We start from the raw sequence: 15,927 nt of genomic DNA, 5'->3' as shown, positions 1-15,927 counted from the left end.
CCCCAAGCGCCCCAATGTGGCGTTGGGTGCGTTGGACGCACCCAACGCCACATTGGGTGCGTTGGACGCACCGAACGCCGCATTGGGTGCGTTGGACGCACCCAACGCCACATTGGGGCGCATCGCGGCGGCGCACCCGCGGGCCGGGCGGCGCACCCGCGGGCCGTGCCGCCCTCCCGCGGGCGGGCGGCGCGCCGTGTGTGCCAGGCGGCATTCCGGTCGTGCGGGCCTCTGCGTAGGGTGACCCGCTGTGAGCGGAACCCTCTCGCCCGCGACGGCACTTGATCGCGGACGGCGGCCTCGCCGGGTCACCGTGCTGCTGCCGGTGCTCGGGCTGATCGTGGTGGCCCTGTGCGGCCTGTTCCTGTTCGGGCTCGCCACCGCGCGGGTGGGGCCCCTCGCCGTCACCATCGGGGTGCTCGCCGCGCTCGTGCCCGTGGCCGGTGTCGTCGCCGGGTTCCTGTGGGTCGACCGGTGGGAGCCCGAACCCGCCAAGTTCCTGCTGCTCGCCTTCGCCTGGGGCGCCTGCATCGCGACCATCACCGCGCTGCTCATCAACACCACCGCCGAGGCCGTCGGGGACCAGCTGCTCGGCCAGGGCAGCGGCAACACCGTCGCCGCGCTCATCTCCGCCCCCGTCGTCGAGGAGGCCGCGAAGGCGCTCTTCGTCGTGCTGATCCTCTGGCGCCGGCGAAGCGAGTTCGACGGCGTCGTGGACGGCGTCGTCTACGCGGGCTTCAGCGCCGCCGGGTTCGCCTTCACCGAGAACATCTACTACTTCGGGCGCGCCTTCGCCGACTACGGCTTCGGTGACGGGCACAGCCAGGGCGTCATCACGGCGTTCTTCCTGCGGGGCGTGCTCGCGCCGTTCACGCACCCGCTGTTCGCCGTGCTCACCGGCATCGGGATCGGCATCGCCGCGCGGACGGGCACCAAGGCGCTCAAGGTCATCGCGCCGATCGCCGGGTACCTGGCCGCCGTCTGCCTGCACGCCCTGTGGAACAGCGCCGCGCTGCTCGGCGGGTCGAAGTTCCTCACCGTCTACTTCCTGATCATGCTGCCGCTGTTCCTCGGCGTCGTCTACCTGGTCGTCCTGCAGCGGAAACGGGAGCAGCGGATCATCGCCGCCGCGCTGCCGCACATGGCCGCGGCGCGGTGGATCGCGCCTTCGGAGGTCGACCTGCTGGCCAGCCTGTCCGGCCGCCGGGCCTGGCGCCGCCAGGCGAAACGCCAGTCCGGCAAGCGGGCCGCGAAGGCCGTCAGCGTCTACCAGGCGAGCGTGACGGAGCTCGCGTTCCTCGACCGGCACCAGCTCCACACCGACGCCGAACAGCAGCGCCAGGAGGAGCTCCTGCGCACGCTGAAGGCGGCTCGCGCGGAGGCGACGCGCCTCGCCGACGAGGCCGCCCGCGGCTGACCCGGGTGGGCGGCGGCGGGGTGACGTGCCTGGGCGGTGAGAGCGCCCGCCTGCGCGACCTCGAGGCTGCCCGCGGGTGACCCGGGTCGAGGTGGAGCTGCGACGCGCCTCGTCGGCGAGGCCGCTCGCGGGTGACCCGGTCCGGGTGAAGCTGGTCACCCGGGCTCAACGGCGCCCGCTTGCCCGAGTTAGTCTCGCGCCGTCGTCCGGTACCCGGAGCGGGACTGGAACGAGAGCAGAGGGAGTCTGCCAACCATGAGCGTCCACAGGCGCACGCCATGATGCGGCCCGCCCGCCTCGCGGTCGGCGTCGTTTCCGCCGGCCGGGTGGGCAGCGTGCTCGGCGCCGCGCTGGCCCGGGCGGGGCACACCGTGGTCGCCGCGTCCGGACTGTCCGCCTCGTCGCTGGCGCGGGCCGAACGCCTCCTCCCCGACGTGCCCCTCCTGCCGCCCGACGAAACCGTGCGCCGGGCGGATCTCGTGCTGCTCGCCCTCCCCGACGACGCGCTGGAAGGCATGGTGCGGGGGCTCGTCGCCACCGGGTCGCTGCGGCCCGGGCAGATCGTCGTGCACACCTCCGGGGCGCACGGCATCCGCGTGCTGGACCCCGCGGCCGAGGCCGGCGCCCTGCCGCTGGCCCTGCACCCGGTGATGACGTTCACCGGCCGCGAGGAGGACCTCGAGCGGCTGGCCGCCTGCAGCATCGGCGTCACGGCGGCCGAGGACGACGAGGCGGCGTGGCACGTCGGCGAAGCGCTGACCGTCGAGATGGGTGCCGAGCCGGTGCGGATCCCCGACTCTGCGCGTGCGCTCTACCACGCTGCGTTGGCCCACGGCGCAAACCACCTGATGACGCTGGTCGCCGACTGCGCGGACCTGTTGCGGCAGGCCGGAATCGGGCAATCCGAACGCCTGGTCGCGCCACTGCTCTCGGCGGCATTGGATAATGTGCTGCGACACGGCGACCGCGCCCTCACCGGCCCGGTCGCGCGTGGCGATCTCGGCACCGTCCGCAAGCACCTCGCGGTGCTGGCGGACCGGGCGCCGGACGTGGCGCCGGCCTACCGCGCGCTGGCCAGGCGCACGGTGGCGCGTTCGACGGCTGCCGGGCTGCTGGACACCGCGGCCGCCAAAGACCTCACCGAACTCCTCGACGATCCCGCCGAAGGGCACCCAGACCAGTGACCACACCGAAATTCAGCCGCGGCACCCTGAACACGTTCGCGTCGCCGGAGCAGATGAGCCAGGTCAGCCGGGCGCTGCACGGCGTCGGCCGCAAGCTGGCGCTCGTGCCGACCATGGGCGCGCTGCACGCAGGGCACCGCGAGCTGATCCGCCGCGCGAAGCGGCTGCCGAACACCGTCGTGGCCACCTCGATCTTCGTGAACCCGCTGCAGTTCGGCGCGGGCGAAGACTTCGAGGCGTACCCGCGGCCGCTGGAGGCCGATCTCGACGTCCTGCGCGAGGACGGCGTCGAAATCGGGTTCACGCCGGCCGCGGACGCCCTCTACGCCGAGGGCGCCGTGGTGACCGTGCACCCGGGCCCGCTCGGCGACGAGCTGGAAGGCGCCGCCCGGCCCGGCCACTTCGCCGGCGTGCTCACCGTCGTGGCGAAGCTGTTCAACCTGCTCCAGCCCGACTACGCCTTCTTCGGGGAGAAGGACTACCAGCAGCTGGTGCTGATCAAGCGGATGGTGCGCGACCTGAACATCGGCACGCGCGTCATCGGCGTGCCGACCGTGCGGGAGCGCGACGGCCTCGCGTTGTCCTCGCGCAACGTCTACCTGACGCCTGAGCAGCGCGAAGACGCCATCGTCCTGTCGGCCGCCCTCACCGCGGGGGCGTTCGTCGGCCGGGACGGTGCCGACGCCGTCCTCGAGACCGCGTGGAAGACCCTCGCCGCGCGGCCCGCGGTCGAGGTGGATTACCTGGAGTTGCGGGGAACCGACCTCGGGCCCGCGCCCGTCGATGGTGAAGCACGACTGTTGATCGCGGCCCGGGTGGGGAGTACCCGGCTGATCGACAACGTTCCGGTGTTGCTCGGTGCTTCGGTAGATCACCCGGCGCATCCGGAGCGGGACGCAGGGGAATAGGAGTCCACGATGTACCGCACGATGCTCAAGTCGAAGATCCACCGGGTCACCGTGACCCAGGCCGACCTGCACTACGTCGGTTCGGTGACGGTCGACGAGGACCTGATGGAGGCCGCGGACCTGCTGCCGGGGGAACAGGTGTCCATTGTGGACGTCACCAACGGGGCGCGGCTGGAGACCTACGTCATCAAGGGCGAGCGCGGCAGCGGCGTGCTCGGCATCAACGGCGCCGCGGCGCACCTGGTGCACCCGGGTGACCTGGTCATCCTCATCTCGTACGGCCAGATGGACGACGCCGAGGCGGCGACGTACCAGCCGCGCGTGGTGTTCGTCGACGCGGACAACCGGATCGTCCACCGGCACACCGACCCGGGTCACGCGCCCGAAGGATCGGGACTGCTGTCCGGCACGGTGACGCTGCCGCCGGACGACGACACGGCGGTCTTCCCGGTCGCCGAGACGGCGGACGCCCGCCGGCTCGACGCGTTGCTGCACGCGGAAAGCTGAACCGCTTGCTGCTCACCGTCGACGTCGGCAACACGAACATCGTGCTGGGCCTGTGGTCCGGCACGGACCTCGTGGGCGACTGGCGCATGCGCACGGACGCGCGCATGACGGCCGACGAGCTGGCGTTGACGGTCCGCGGGCTGCTCGGCCCGCACGCGGACGCCGTGACCGGCATCAGCGCGCTGTCGACGGTGCCGGCGGTGCTGCGCGAGCTGCGGGTGATGCTGAGCCGGTACTACGCCCGGGTGCCGAAGATCGTGGTCGAACCGGGCGTGCGCACCGGCGTGGCGCTGCTGGTGGACAACCCGAAGGAGGTGGGCGCGGACAGGCTGGTCAACACGCTGGCCGCGCACCACCTCCACAGCACGGCGTGCGTGGTGGTCGACTTCGGCACGTCGACCAACGTGGACGCCATCTCCGCGCGCGGCGAGTTCCTGGGCGGCGCGTTCGCGCCCGGGATCGAGATTTCGGTGGACGCGCTGGCGTTGCGCGCGGCGGCGCTGCGCAAGGTCGAACTGGTGCCGCCGCGGTCGGTGATCGGGAAGAACACGGTGGAGTGCCTGCAGTCCGGGATCCTGTACGGCTTCGCGGGCCAGGTGGACGGGCTGGTGCGCCGGATCGTCCGCGAGCTCTCGCCGGGCGGCAAGGAGCCGGTGGCGGTGCTGGCCACCGGCGGCCTGGCCCCGCTCGTGCTCGGCGAGTCGGAGACGATCACCGACCACGTGCCCGAGCTGACCCTGCTCGGCCTGCGGCTGGCCTACGAGCGCAACATCCGGCCCTAGCTCCGGCGGGCGCGCAGCGCCGTGGTGACGAGCGGCAGGTCGAACTCGCCGTCCGCGGTGGCCGGGTGCTCCGCCAGGTAGCGCCGCAGCCGCCCGAGCAGCGCCGCCGACTCCGCCGGTGGCGCCACGATCACCTTCGAATACGTCGCGATCGTTTCCACCAGGCTTTCCGCCGTCCGCCGTTGCGCATGGCGGAACCGGCCGATTTCGAACGGTTCGAAGGCCGGGTGCGTCAGCTCGCGGATGGCTTCGACGCTCGCGGGGCGGCGCGTGCCGTCGCGGCCCAGTTCGGTGAACCCGGCGACCCACGGCACCGATTCGTCTTCGTAGTTCCACATCGGCACGCACACGCCGCCGGGGCGCAGCACGCGGCCGATCTCCGTCAGTGCCGCCGGGACGTCGAACCAATGGAAGGCCTGGCCGACGAGAACCGCGTCCACCGCCGCGTCGGGCAGCGGGATCCGTTCCGCCTGCCCCGCCAGTGACTTCGCCGACGGCACGGCCCGCTCCAGTTCGGCGCGCATTTCCGGGTCGGGTTCGACCGCGGTGACGTCGAGCCCGAGTGCGGTGAGGCCGAGGGTGAGCTTGCCGGTTCCGGCGCCGAGATCGAGCACCCGGCGCGCTGTTCCGGTGGCGCCGGAAAGGCCCCATTCGATCGCTGGCCGCGGGTAATCGGGCCGGTGCCGGGCGTACTCGGCGGCGCGGGTGCCGAAGGAAGAAGCGCGCTGACCTCGGGTGGGATCGCTCACCCGGTCCAGGCTAATGGCGGGAAAGGTAAAGGTAATCCGGTTGGCGTAGCGGTCCGGGGGGTTCGTACCCTATGGGCCATGACCGAAAACCCCGCTTCCACCAGCGAGCCCGCCGAAGACGAACTGCCCGAGCAGATGCGGGTGCGCCGGGAGAAGCGCGACCGGATCCTCGCCGAGGGTATCGATCCCTACCCGGTCGAGGTACCCCGCACGCACTCGCTCGCCGAGGTGCGGGCGGCGCACGAAGGACTGCCCGTCGACACGGCCACCGGCGAGACCGTCGGCATCACCGGCCGGGTGATGTTCCTGCGCAATACGGGCAAACTGTGCTTCGCGAGCCTCCGCGAAGGCGACTCCGAGCTGCAGGCGATGATCAGCCTGGCGAAGGTCGGCGAAGACGCGCTGGCGGCGTGGAAGTCCGACGTCGACCTCGGCGACCACGTGTTCGTGCAGGGCGAGGTCATCACGTCCAAGCGCGGCGAGCTTTCCGTGATGGCCGATGCCTGGCGCATCACGTCGAAGGCGCTGCGCCCGCTGCCGACCGCGCACAAGGAGCTGGCCGAGGAAACCCGGATCCGGCAGCGCTACGTCGACCTCATCATGCGCCCGCGCGCGCGGGACGTCGTGCGCACGCGGGCCGGCGTGGTCCGGTCGCTGCGGGAGTCGTTCCACCGCCGCGGGTTCACCGAGGTCGAAACGCCGATGCTGCAGACGCTGCACGGCGGCGCCGCGGCCCGCCCGTTCGTCACGCATTCCAACGCTTTCGACATGGAGCTCTTCCTGCGGATCGCGCCGGAGCTCTACCTCAAGCGCTGCGTCGTCGGCGGCATCGAGAAGGTCTTCGAGATCAACCGCAACTTCCGGAACGAGGGCAGCGACTCGTCGCACTCGCCGGAGTTCGCGATGCTCGAGTACTACGAGGCGTATGCCACGTACGACACGAACGCGGTGATGACCCGCCAGCTGATCCAGGAGGCCGCGCAGTCGGTGCTGGACACGCTGGTCGTCACGCTGCCGGACGGTTCGGAGTACGACCTGTCCGGCGAATGGACCACGCTCGGAATGTACGAGTCGTTGTCCGATTCGCTCGGCGAAGAGGTGACGCCGGAGACGCCCGCCGCCAAACTGCTCGGATTCGCGCAGGCCAGGGGCCTGGAAGTCGACCCGAAGCTCGGGCACGGCAAGCTCGTCGAGGAACTGTGGGAACACCTCGTCGGAGATCACCTGCACGCCCCGACGTTTGTCCGTGATTTTCCGCTGGAGACGTCGCCATTGACGCGGCAGCACCGCTCCCGGCCCGGCGTGGCCGAGAAGTGGGACCTCTACGTGCGTGGATTCGAACTCGCCACCGGATACTCCGAGCTGGTCGATCCGGTCGTCGAACGGGAACGCCTCACCGAACAGTCGCTGCTGGCCGCGCAGGGCGATAGCGAAGCCATGCGGCTGGACGAGGATTTCCTCCGTGCCCTGGAGTACGGAATGCCGCCGAGCGGCGGTGTCGGAATGGGTATCGACCGGCTGCTCATGGCGCTGACCGGTCTCGGTATCCGGGAGACGATCCTCTTCCCGCTGGTGCGTCCCGAATAACCCGGCCGTGTGAGGATAGCAGCGGTTATCGCAATGAGATTTGCGCTGCCCTCCGGAAGCGGGTACTAATGTCTTAGACAAAGACTTCTGTCCCGGGGCTTGCCCCGTACCAGATCATTGAGTAAGCCCCCGCAGGAGGAATCGGATGGCACAGAAGGTGCTCGTCTCGCTGGTCGACGACCTCGACGGCAGTGAGGCGGAAGAGACCGTCGAGTTCGGTTTGGACGGAGTGAGCTACCAGATCGATCTCTCCTCGGAAAACGCCGAGGAGCTGCGGGACGCGCTCGCCCAGTATGTCGAGCACGCGCGTCGTGCGGGCGGTCGCAAGCGCGCTTCGGTTCGCCCGGTCGCGGGTAAGGGTTCGGCTCGGCCTGCCGCTGTCGACCGCGAGCAGAACCAGGCCATCCGGTCGTGGGCGCGCAAGAACGGTTACGCGGTTTCCGACCGCGGCCGTATCCCCTCCGAGGTCGTCGAGGCCTACCACAAGAAGAACTGAAGATTGTTCACGCCGGCTTCGGGCGGGCCGGCTGCGGGTCGCTGACCAGCAGCTATCCCCGGCCGCGGTGATGGCGTGGCAATCGTCGTCGACGCGGGGTTTCAGCGGGCCGCCGGGCGAATTTCCGCCCGGCGGCTTTCTTCATGTCTTGCCGCTGTCCGGTTGCCGTTCAGCGGTGCGGGCGGTTCGGGCGTACTCGGCAGGCGACTGACCGGTCACCGTCCGGAAATCGCGGATGAAGTGCGACTGGTCGCTATAGCCCAGTCGAACCGCCAGACCGGCGTAATCGGGATCTCCTTCCGTGACCAGTCGCTGCGCTGCGTCATTGAGGCGGTATATCCGGATCGCCCACTTGGGCGGGACGCCGACGTGTTCGGCGAACATCCGCTGTACAGACCGGGTGGTTAGTCCAGTATCCGCGCACAGTTGCGCCACCCGGGTAATTCCCGGATCCCGCGCGATTGATTCCACCGCCTCCGCCGCCGCCCGTGCGGCCGGCGACAGCCGCACGGGATTTGCGATCAGCAAGTTGTCGATCGCACCGGCCATTTGCGCGTCGCTGCCGGCCGCGCGCACCGATTCGGCGGCCTGCTCGGCGGCCGCTCCGAAAACGTCGGCGAGCGGGACGGCCCGGTCGGCGATGTCACACACCGGGCCGTCGAGGAACGCGCGGAAGGTGCCCGGCCGGAATCGCACGCCCAGGCCCTGGACGCGGCCGGTCAACCGGTGTGAAAAGACGGTGTGGGCCGGGCCGTGCACGCCGGAGGCGCCGGGGAAGAACGTGACGTGGACGGCGAGGTTCGGCAGCACCCGCTGCTCGTACGGCGGTTTGCCGCGCAGGTCCCAGCGCAGGATCCAGTGGTATTCGACGAATTCGGCGAGGGCGGGCGCGGGCGGGTGCCGGGTCAGCGTGAACTGGGTGCGCGCGGTGGCAGGGCCGACGATGCCGCGCGGGATCCGGTGCGTCACAGGATCACGGTAGCTGTCGCGTTCGTTCAAGACGTCCGGTTCGCCGGGGGTTTGGATCACCGGCATGACTGCCTCGTTGTTGCGCCCGGCCGCGGCCGAATTCCTCCGGATCGCGGGCGCGGTCCCCGACCTGACCGCCCCGACACCGTGCGACGGCTACGACGTCCGCGGGCTGCTGAACCACCTGGTCTACTGGGGTCCGTGGCTGATCGCGGCCGGGCAGCGCGCGGAGCCGCCGTCACCGGGCGGTGGAGAGGCGGCGTTCGTCACGGACGACTGGCGCGCGGACTTGGAGAAGCAGACCGAGACGCTGGTTTCGGTGTTCGGGACGCCTTCGGTGTGGACGGGGACGACGTCACTGGGCTCGGCCGCGATGCCGTCGGCGGTGGTGGGCGCGATGGTGCTGGGCGAGTTCGTGCTGCACGGCTGGGACCTGGCCCGGGCGAGCGGCCAGGCGTTCCACTGCGCCCCCGAAGCGGCGACGGCGGTGTACGAGTCCGCGGTGGCGATGGGCGACCAGGCGCGGGCGATGGGGGTGTACGGGCCCGAGGTGGCGGTGGCGGCCGACGCGTCGCCGCTGGAGCGGGCGCTGGGCGCGTCAGGACGCGACCCGGAATGGAGTTGTCCCCAAGTGGGCTGAGCTGTGGACAGCTGCGGTCCGGGGGGCGGTTTTGTCGGTGGTGGCCGATACGCTGGAAGCGGGGGCAGCCCCCGGGAGGGTGGGCTGTGCCGGGGGTCTCGGGCGGTCGTGCGGCAGGGCACAGCCGGTCGTGACAGCGGCGACAGCTGCACCGGCCCTCGGCCTCTCGTGAAGGACCGCCCGGGAGATGGACTCTGCCGGGGGCGCGCTGTGCCGGCGAGGTCCGAGCGGCAGGGCTCGGCGGCGTGGGGGTGGGGAGTCCCAACGCGGCAGCAGGCCAGGAGGCCGCAAATGACTCGTTCGCGGCCTTCAGTGCTCCCCGCACCGGGCCGCGCTGGAGTCCGAACCTCGCCTGGAACTGGGCCTACCGCGAGCAGGTGCGCGGGCAGCCGTCGCACTCGCCGGACGACGGCAGCAGGTACGAAAAGCAGCAGCTCTCGCGCCGCCGGGTCCACTCGCGGTGGCCCTCCGGGCCTTCCGCCAGGCGCAACGTCGACGCCGACGTCAGCGGTGGGTACCGCTCGTCGAGCACCAGCGCCGCGTCCGCGACGCCCGCGCCTTCGGCCTCCGGTGTGCCGCCCTGGCGGCCCGCCCACCACAGCGAGTTCTCCAGCGCGTCCGTCGCCGCCGCCCACAGGGTGCGGCGGCCCAGTCCGCTGATCGGGGCGTACACGGTCACGAACCGGGCCGCGTGGGCCAGGTAGCGGGCCCGGAGGACCGCCGCCAAGGCTCGCTCGTCGCGGACCACTGTGGCCTCCGGACGGGCCGAGCCCGGGTCGGTCGGGAGGCAGTGGAACGCGTCACCCAGCACCGCCATGCCGTCCGGGTGGGGGCGGTCGTCCGATAGCCGGAACGCCAGCTCGGCCGGCGCGAGGGACGGCACCCGCCGCTCGTGGTGCAGCAGCAGCGCGCCCACGTACGCCGGCACGTGCAGGTACCACGTCAGTACCCAGCTGGCCGTGGTGCGGGCCGGTGCCGCGGAGTGCTCGCGCAGCAGCCAGTCGCCCAGCAGGCCGCGCCACTCGCCGAAGTACTCCGGCTTCGCCAGCAGCTCCGAGCAGCGGATCCAGCCCGCCGGGACGTCGCGGCGCAGCTCGGTGCGCTCCTGGCGCCCCGCAACCCGCAGCAACGACGACGCGAGGCCGTCGCCGACCTCGCGTGCGTCACGGAAGGACCGCTGCTGGTTCAACCGCGGCCCTCCTCGAAGCGCCGTGTGTGGATTAGGCGTGCCTAACCTTACAGACTTCCGAGGGCTGCGCCAATCGGGTGGGGCACTCCCAGCTTGCGGACTGTTCGCGGTGAGCGGACAGCGCGCGGATGGCGGAATCCGGATGACCACTCGCACGTTGGGGTTGACGTAAAGGTGCAGGGCAACCTGATGATGGGAGCACCCGGAAGACCCCCTGTCCGGGTGCGAAAAAGGCCACGGAGAGCCGTAGTGGTACGCCAGCGCGACGGCTTGGCTACTAGAGTGGTCTCACGGTGCTGAATCCATCGCGGTGAAAGCACGCGATGGAAACGGGCCGCCGGCGCAGCAGTCGAGGGAGTGCACATGTTTGAGAGGTTCACCGACCGCGCGAGGCGGGTGGTCGTCCTGGCTCAAGAAGAGGCCAGGATGCTCAACCACAACTACATCGGCACCGAGCACATCCTCCTGGGTCTGATCCACGAGGGTGAGGGTGTCGCCGCCAAGGCGCTGGAGTCGCTGGGCATCGCCCTGGAGGGCGTGCGCCAGCAGGTCGAGGAGATCATCGGCCAGGGCCAGCAGGCGCCGAGCGGGCACATCCCGTTCACGCCGCGCGCCAAGAAGGTGCTGGAGCTGTCGCTGCGCGAGGCGCTGCAGCTCGGCCACAACTACATCGGCACCGAGCACATCCTGCTCGGCCTGATCCGCGAGGGCGAGGGCGTCGCCGCGCAGGTCCTGGTCAAGCTGGGTGCGGACCTCAACCGGGTCCGCCAGCAGGTGCTGCAGCTGCTCTCGGGCTACCAGGGCGGCAAGGAGTCCACCGAAACCGGTTCCGGCCGCGGTGAGGGCACCCCGTCGTCGTCGCTGGTGCTGGACCAGTTCGGCCGCAACATGACCGTGCTCGCCCGCGAGGGCAAGCTCGACCCGGTCATCGGGCGCGGCAAGGAGATCGAGCGGGTCATGCAGGTGCTGTCCCGCCGGACCAAGAACAACCCGGTGCTCATCGGCGAGCCCGGCGTCGGCAAGACCGCCGTCGTCGAGGGCCTCGCGCAGAGCATCGTCAAGGGCGAGGTGCCCGAGACGCTCAAGGACAAGCAGCTCTACACGCTGGACCTGGGCTCCCTGGTCGCCGGCTCCCGCTACCGCGGTGACTTCGAAGAGCGCCTGAAGAAGGTGCTCAAGGAGATCAAGACCCGCGGCGACATCATCCTGTTCATCGACGAGCTGCACACGCTGGTCGGGGCGGGTGCCGCCGAGGGCGCGATCGACGCGGCTTCGATCCTGAAGCCGATGCTCGCCCGCGGTGAGCTGCAGACGATCGGCGCGACCACCCTCGAGGAGTACCGCAAGTACATCGAGAAGGACGCCGCCCTCGAGCGCCGGTTCCAGCCGATCCAGGTCGGCGAGCCGTCGCTGGAGCACACGATCGAGATCCTCAAGGGCCTGCGCGACCGGTACGAGGCGCACCACCGCGTCTCGATCACCGACTCGGCGCTGGTCGCCGCCGCGACCCTGGCGGACCGGTACATCAACGACCGGTTCCTCCCGGACAAGGCGATCGACCTGATCGACGAGGCCGGCGCCCGGATGCGCATCCGCCGGATGACCGCGCCGCCGGACCTGCGCGAGTTCGACGAGAAGATCGCCAACGTCCGCCGCGACAAGGAGTCCGCGATCGACGCGCAGGACTTCGAGCGGGCCGCCCGCCTGCGCGACGAGGAGAAGACCCTCCTCGGCCAGAAGGGCGAGCGGGAGAAGCAGTGGAAGGACGGCGACCTCGACGTCGTCGCCGAGGTCGACGACGAGCAGATCGCGGAGGTGCTGGCCAACTGGACCGGCATCCCGGTGTTCAAGCTGACCGAGGAGGAGACCACCCGGCTGCTGCGCATGGAGGAGGAGCTCCACAAGCGCATCATCGGCCAGGAGGACGCGGTCAAGGCCGTCTCGCAGGCGATCCGCCGTACGCGTGCCGGTCTGAAGGACCCGAAGCGCCCGTCGGGCTCGTTCATCTTCGCCGGCCCGTCCGGTGTGGGTAAGACCGAGCTGTCGAAGGCGCTGGCCTCGTTCCTGTTCGGCGAGGACGACGCGCTCATCCAGATCGACATGGGTGAGTTCCACGACCGCTACACCGCTTCGCGGCTCTTCGGTGCCCCTCCAGGCTACGTGGGCTACGAAGAGGGCGGCCAACTGACGGAGAAGGTGCGTCGCAAGCCGTTCTCGGTGGTCCTGTTCGACGAGATCGAGAAGGCGCACCAGGAGATCTACAACACGCTCCTGCAGGTGCTGGAGGACGGCCGCCTGACCGACGGTCAGGGCCGCACGGTCGACTTCAAGAACACGGTCCTCATCTTCACGTCCAACCTGGGCACGTCGGACATCTCGAAGTCCGTCTCGCTCGGGTTCGCCGGGTCCAACGACACCGGCACCCGGTACGAGAAGATGAAGCAGAAGGTCAACGAGGAAATGAAGAAGCATTTCCGCCCGGAGTTCCTGAACCGGATCGATGACATCATCGTGTTCCACCAGCTGACGCAGGAACAGATCATCATGATGGTCGACCTGATGATCGGCCGCGTGGAGACGCAGCTGCGTGCGAAGGACATGGAGCTGGAGCTCACGGCGAAGGCCAAGTCGCTGCTGGCCAAGCGCGGCTTCGACCCCGTGCTGGGTGCGCGGCCGCTGCGCCGCACGATCCAGCGCGAGATCGAGGACCAGCTGTCGGAGAAGATCCTGTTCGGCGAGGTCGAGCCGGGCCAGATCATCCTGGTCGACGTCGAAGGCTGGAGCGGCAACCCGGAGGACAAGGACGACCAGGCGCGGTTCACCTTCCGCGGCGAGCGCCGTCCGTCGTCCATCCCGGACGCCCCGCCGGTCAGCATCGGCGCGGGCCACGAGGAGCAGGGCGGCGAAGCCGAAGGCGAGTGATCGTCGCGTAGTACGTCAGGAGGGCGGTTCCCCCGAGTGGGGAGCCGCCCTTCCCGTGTCTGGCGGATACTGGATATAAGGTGTAAGTTATAGACTGCGGATGACGTGGGAGATCGAGCTGCACGACGAGGTCGACCGGTGGTTCGTGGACCTGTGCCGTGAAGACCCGGTCTCCGCCGACCGGGTCGAAGAGGCGATCGACATGCTCGCTCGGGAGGGACCTCGCCTCGGACGGCCGCTGGTCGACCGGCTCAAGGGTTCGAGCTTGCACAACTTGAAAGAGCTGAGGCCGGCCTCCGCAGGGAGCAGCGAGATCAGGATTCTCTTCGCCTTCGACCCCGCCCGGCACGCGGTGCTGTTGGTGGCCGGCGACAAGGCCGGCAACTGGCAGCGCTGGTACGACCTCAACATCCCGATCGCGGAGCGACGGTTTCGCGACCATCTGAGTCACGGAGAGGAGGACTGAGCGATGAGCCGATCCTGGAAGGAAGTCAAGGCTGACAAGCTCGCCATCGATCGCGAGGCCGGTCGCGACGTCGACAGCGCACGTGCTTCCGCGCGCGAGGCCACCGAGGCGTACGTGCTCGGTTTTCGCCTCGCCCAGCTCCGCGAGGATGCCGGAATCAGCCAGACCGAACTGGCCCGGCGCATGGGCGTCAGCCAGCCGCGGATCAGCCAACTCGAACAGGGTGATCCGGGCCAGATGGAGCTGGACACCCTCCGCCGCTACATCACGGCCCTCGGTGGCCGGATGCGGGTGGTCGCAGATTTCGAGGATCGCGACGTCACCGTTTCGGCCGCGGAGCGCGGTTCCGCCGGCGCCTGCGCCTGACCGAAACCGAGCCCCTCGGCCGTGAGACGATGCCCGCGGACCTTGGGAGGGGAATCCGCGTGGACGTGCTCTCGATCGACTTCGGGACTTCGAGCACGGTCGGCGTCCTCTCCGCCTTCGGGCGGGGGCCGCGGGCCATCGAGGTCGACGGGTCGGTCACCATGTCCTCCGCCGTCTACCGCAACGACGACGGCCTGCTCGTCGTCGGCCAGGATGCCGAACGGCGGGCGCGGCTCGAGCCCAGCCGGTTCGAACCCAACCCCAAGCGGCGCATCGACGAAGGTCGCATCCGGCTCGGCGACAGCGACGTCGAGATCACCGACGCCTTCGCCGCCGTCCTGCGCCGGATGGGCGAGGAGGCCGAACGGCAGCTCGGCCGCCCGCCCGCGCAGACGCGGATCTCGCACCCGGCAGGCTGGGGTGGCGACCGGCAGGACGTCCTCCGGACCGCCGCCGCGAAGGCGCGGCTCGCCGATGTCCGGCTGATCCCCGAACCCGTCGCCGCCGCCGCGCACTACGCCAGCCTGGGGAGGCGGGCCGGCGGCCCCATCGGCGTCTACGACCTCGGGGCAGGCACCTTCGACTGCGCCGTCGTCGGCGTCACCCGGCAGGGCTTCACCGTGCTCGCCGAAGACGGCCTGCCCGACCTCGGCAGCCTCGACATCGACCAGGCGCTGCTCGTCCACATCGGACGCGAGGTGTCGCACGCCGATCCCGCGCAGTGGCAACGGCTCCTGCGCCCGCAGACCACCGCCGACCGCCGGACGCGGCGGGCGCTGCTGCAGGATGTCCGTGACGCCAAGGAAAGCCTCTCGCGGCACGCGCAGACCCACGTCCCGATGCCCGAGCCGTTCGGGGACGTCCTCGTCAGCCGGGACGAACTCGAAGCGCTCGTGCGGCCCAGCCTGCTGCGCAGCGCCGAACTGCTCGCCGCCACCGTCCGCCGCGCCGGTCTCGCGCCCGCGCAGCTCGCCGGCGTCTACCTCGTCGGCGGGCCGAGCCGGATGCCGCTACTGGCCACGCTGCTCGGCCGGCAGCTCGGCGTCACGCCGACCACGCAGGACCAGCCCGAGACCGCCGTCGCGTTCGGGCTCCACCACGTTCCGCTCGGCACCCCCACCGACCTCACCGTGCCCGCGTTCGCGCCCGTCCGGCCGCCTGCGACGCCGCCGCGGCCGCAGCCGTGGCAGCAACCGGCTCGGCCGCCGCAGCCCGCGCCGGAACCGCGTCGGAAGCGCAAGCCCTGGTTCCTCGCGCTCGCCGTGCTCCTGGTCGCCGCGGTCGTGGCCACCGTCGTCGTGTTCGTCATCCGCGATCAGGCCGCGCAGGCCGCGGCGGACTGCACGCAGACGACCGAGCGCGACCGGGCCGGCTTCACCCCGTGCCTGCGCTTGCTGGCCGGGTCCGTCCCGGACCGGAGCACCTGCAAGGACAACGACCACTTCGCCCGGCTACTGGGCGCCCAGCTCTCGGTCATCTGCGCCTTCACGGGCGGCAGCGTCAGCTACTACCAGGGCGTGACCACCGAATACATCGAAGTGAACACGAAGCTGACGCCCGCCGGCCGCGGCACCTGGGACGGTGGCGGGCTGCACGGCGAGTACGTCGCCCGTGCCGACAAGAAGTCGTCGATCGTGCTTTTCGGCGTGGCCGAGCGCCGGGTGGCCGCGATCTACGCCACGGAAGAACCCCGCCGCCTCGAGGATCTGATCGCCGGCTTCACCAGCCAGGTCAAGCCGACCTGA

General features: G+C 70.5%; 15 protein-coding genes. 12 read left to right on the top strand and 3 right to left on the bottom strand.

Translation table 11 applies throughout. The features are described from left to right. The first annotated feature begins 313 nt into the window (after positions 1–313). The 5 genes from BLW76_RS46120 to BLW76_RS46100 all read left to right on the top strand — a co-directional run bounded on the left by BLW76_RS46120 (position 314) and on the right by BLW76_RS46100 (position 4,798). Positions 314–1,417 (top strand): PrsW family intramembrane metalloprotease, encoded by a 1,104-nt coding sequence (locus BLW76_RS46120; RefSeq protein ID WP_091318876.1) that lies wholly within the window; start codon positions 314–316, stop codon positions 1,415–1,417. Positions 1,418–1,641: 224 nt separating this feature from the next. After that, positions 1,642–2,601, top strand: coding sequence for a Rossmann-like and DUF2520 domain-containing protein (locus BLW76_RS46115; protein WP_425266071.1), 960 nt, complete (start codon positions 1,642–1,644; stop codon positions 2,599–2,601). After that, positions 2,598–3,509, top strand: a complete 912-nt coding sequence (panC, locus tag BLW76_RS46110; protein WP_091318873.1) for a pantoate--beta-alanine ligase — start codon at positions 2,598–2,600, stop codon at positions 3,507–3,509. The genes BLW76_RS46115 and panC overlap by 4 nt, the downstream gene beginning before the upstream one ends. A gap of 9 nt (positions 3,510–3,518) precedes the next feature. After that, positions 3,519–4,016 (top strand): aspartate 1-decarboxylase, encoded by a 498-nt coding sequence (panD, locus tag BLW76_RS46105; RefSeq protein ID WP_091318871.1) that lies wholly within the window; start codon positions 3,519–3,521, stop codon positions 4,014–4,016. 5 nt (positions 4,017–4,021) lie between these two features. Next, positions 4,022–4,798 (top strand): type III pantothenate kinase, encoded by a 777-nt coding sequence (locus BLW76_RS46100; protein ID WP_091318869.1) that lies wholly within the window; start codon positions 4,022–4,024, stop codon positions 4,796–4,798. Here the strand turns inward: BLW76_RS46100 and BLW76_RS46095 are convergent. Next, entirely contained in the window at positions 4,795–5,547 is a 753-nt protein-coding gene (locus tag BLW76_RS46095; RefSeq protein WP_091318867.1) for a class I SAM-dependent methyltransferase, read from the bottom strand. The two genes, BLW76_RS46100 and BLW76_RS46095, sit on opposite strands and share 4 nt — an antisense overlap. A gap of 78 nt (positions 5,548–5,625) precedes the next feature. On the opposite strand from BLW76_RS46095, the gene lysS reads away from it, so the two are divergent. Both lysS and BLW76_RS46085 read left to right on the top strand, forming a co-directional pair. Beyond that, positions 5,626–7,134 (top strand): lysine--tRNA ligase, encoded by a 1,509-nt coding sequence (gene lysS / locus BLW76_RS46090; protein ID WP_091318865.1) that lies wholly within the window; start codon positions 5,626–5,628, stop codon positions 7,132–7,134. Between the two features lie 145 nt (positions 7,135–7,279). Continuing rightward, positions 7,280–7,630, top strand: a complete 351-nt coding sequence (locus BLW76_RS46085) for a histone-like nucleoid-structuring protein Lsr2 (protein WP_020641935.1) — start codon at positions 7,280–7,282, stop codon at positions 7,628–7,630. Positions 7,631–7,771: 141 nt separating this feature from the next. Here the strand turns inward: BLW76_RS46085 and BLW76_RS46080 are convergent, their stop codons facing one another. Continuing rightward, positions 7,772–8,629: a helix-turn-helix domain-containing protein gene (locus tag BLW76_RS46080; RefSeq protein ID WP_091320707.1), complete on the bottom strand. Its 858-nt coding sequence runs from the start codon at positions 8,627–8,629 to the stop codon at positions 7,772–7,774. 34 nt (positions 8,630–8,663) lie between these two features. Here BLW76_RS46080 and BLW76_RS46075 point away from each other — a divergent pair, with 34 nt between their 5' ends. Continuing rightward, positions 8,664–9,239 carry a TIGR03086 family metal-binding protein gene (locus BLW76_RS46075; protein WP_091318864.1) on the top strand — a complete coding sequence of 192 codons (576 nt, stop codon included), beginning with the start codon at positions 8,664–8,666 and terminating at the stop codon, positions 9,237–9,239. A 364-nt stretch (positions 9,240–9,603) separates the two neighbouring features. Here the strand turns inward: BLW76_RS46075 and BLW76_RS46070 are convergent, their stop codons facing one another. Continuing rightward, on the bottom strand, positions 9,604–10,428 hold the full coding sequence (locus BLW76_RS46070; protein ID WP_091318862.1) for a (2Fe-2S)-binding protein: 825 nt from the start codon (positions 10,426–10,428) through the stop codon (positions 9,604–9,606). 363 nt (positions 10,429–10,791) lie between these two features. On the opposite strand from BLW76_RS46070, the gene BLW76_RS46065 reads away from it, so the two are divergent. The 4 genes from BLW76_RS46065 to BLW76_RS46050 all read left to right on the top strand — a co-directional run bounded on the left by BLW76_RS46065 (position 10,792) and on the right by BLW76_RS46050 (position 15,927). Further along, positions 10,792–13,350, top strand: a complete 2,559-nt coding sequence (locus BLW76_RS46065) for an ATP-dependent Clp protease ATP-binding subunit (protein WP_091318861.1) — start codon at positions 10,792–10,794, stop codon at positions 13,348–13,350. Positions 13,351–13,450: 100 nt separating this feature from the next. After that, positions 13,451–13,816 (top strand): type II toxin-antitoxin system RelE/ParE family toxin, encoded by a 366-nt coding sequence (locus BLW76_RS46060; RefSeq protein WP_091318859.1) that lies wholly within the window; start codon positions 13,451–13,453, stop codon positions 13,814–13,816. 3 nt (positions 13,817–13,819) lie between these two features. Continuing rightward, complete coding sequence (locus BLW76_RS46055) at positions 13,820–14,182, top strand: helix-turn-helix domain-containing protein (RefSeq protein WP_091318858.1); 363 nt, start codon at positions 13,820–13,822, stop codon at positions 14,180–14,182. 59 nt (positions 14,183–14,241) lie between these two features. After that, complete coding sequence (locus tag BLW76_RS46050; RefSeq protein ID WP_091318856.1) at positions 14,242–15,927, top strand: Hsp70 family protein; 1,686 nt, start codon at positions 14,242–14,244, stop codon at positions 15,925–15,927.

The organism is Amycolatopsis tolypomycina (assembly GCF_900105945.1).
GTDB lineage: Bacteria > Actinomycetota > Actinomycetes > Mycobacteriales > Pseudonocardiaceae > Amycolatopsis > Amycolatopsis tolypomycina.
The sequence above is the reverse complement of the archived record's forward strand: the minus strand, read 5'-3'. Positions and strand labels throughout refer to the sequence as shown.